This is a genomic window from Rhizobium giardinii bv. giardinii H152, assembly GCF_000379605.1.
In the GTDB taxonomy this organism is placed as follows: domain Bacteria; phylum Pseudomonadota; class Alphaproteobacteria; order Rhizobiales; family Rhizobiaceae; genus Pararhizobium; species Pararhizobium giardinii.
In genome coordinates, this window is record NZ_KB902640.1 from 1 (window position 1) to 1151 (window position 1151).

Consider the following 1151-nt stretch of genomic DNA (forward strand, 5'->3'; position numbering starts at 1 on the left):
GGCGTCGTGCATCTGGTGGCGCAACGGCTGTTCGATCTGACCAGCGATCTGGCGAGCCTTGGCGAGCGGGATACCTTCAGGGTGCCGACAGGGCGTGGCGACGAATTTGCCCATGGGTCACCGGGAAGTCCGGATAGTCGCGAGCGGCCGCCGATGGGCGTCAAGGCGCGCGAAATTTACATAGATGACCTTCATATCGATACGCTGAAGGTGAAGAGTAGGAATTTTCAGTAAAACACCTCTGAACGGTCATTTGGCTTTTGTGCCTAAAATGGACAATGCCTTTGCGGCAAACTTGGGAGCAATCCCTGACAGCCTTTCCATCAATTCCACGACGGACAAAGTTGGTCGACGGTAGCCTGCGGCCTGTGCGACGAGCGCCTCCAACAGCCTGTCCGCCTCTTTACTCAGCAGGGAGACCAGAAAGTCGTCGGGTGTCATGGCGACGACGCCGGACGGAAGATCGCTGAAGTCTCGGATGTTCGATGTGACGATGATGCCAGCCCCGATCGCTGCAGCTGCTGCGGCCACGTGCCGATCCTTGGGGTGGTTCCGCATTGCCGGCTCCAGTGGCTCCCAGCCTTCGACATTCGCGTCGGGGAACGCCTCCTCCATAACGGCGCGCAGTACCCTCGCTCTGGTTGGCTCCATTCCATAGTCGCTGATAAGGTTGCGCGTGACTTCGTCCAGGATTCGCGACGACCAATGCGCGCGATAGCAATCTGCCGCAGCCACGCGCAATAATGTGTCGCGCAGCATCATGGGGAATAGGACGTCGGCATCGAGGACGGCGATTGGCATAGGCACTCATCAAGATCCCCCCTGATCATTCGGGGAGATGGTTGCGTTTATAGCGTTTATGCGCCATATTACCGGCATGGCCATATCACATCGCACATCGTCCGACAAAAAGCCCTCGAAGACTTCGAAAGCCGTTCCTGCTCTCGAGCGGTCAGCCGCGGCCCGTGTCGCATCGCTGTTGGTTTCCCGTTCCGCAAAGCAGCATGGAACGTTTCAGGTAATCAATGCCGATGGTGAACGCCTGGACCTGCCAGATGCGCTGACCGACATCATGTATCGGGCCGCGGAGCTTCTCGCAGACGGAAGACCGGTAACGGTTTTGCCCGACGAAGAGATGCTGTCAACGCAGG

Annotated in this window: 2 protein-coding genes; one reads left to right on the forward strand and one right to left on the reverse strand. The window is 58.3% G+C overall.

Annotated features, from left to right (window positions below):
• A partial coding sequence (locus A3AY_RS0112810) for a hypothetical protein (RefSeq protein WP_026203386.1) occupies positions 1-234 on the forward strand: 234 nt, incomplete at its 5' end.
• 15 nt (positions 235-249) lie between these two features.
• Here the strand turns inward: A3AY_RS0112810 and A3AY_RS0112815 are convergent.
• Positions 250-801 carry a VapC50 family PIN domain-containing toxin gene (locus A3AY_RS0112815; RefSeq protein ID WP_018326064.1) on the reverse strand — a complete coding sequence of 184 codons (552 nt, stop codon included), beginning with the start codon at positions 799-801 and terminating at the stop codon, positions 250-252.
• Between the last annotated feature and the right edge of the window lie 350 nt (positions 802-1151).

Excerpts from the sequence above, each read along its gene's own strand:
- A3AY_RS0112815 (WP_018326064.1), bottom strand. The coding sequence starts at position 801 with ATGCCAATCGCCGTCCTCGATGCCGACGTCCTATTCCCCATGATGCTG.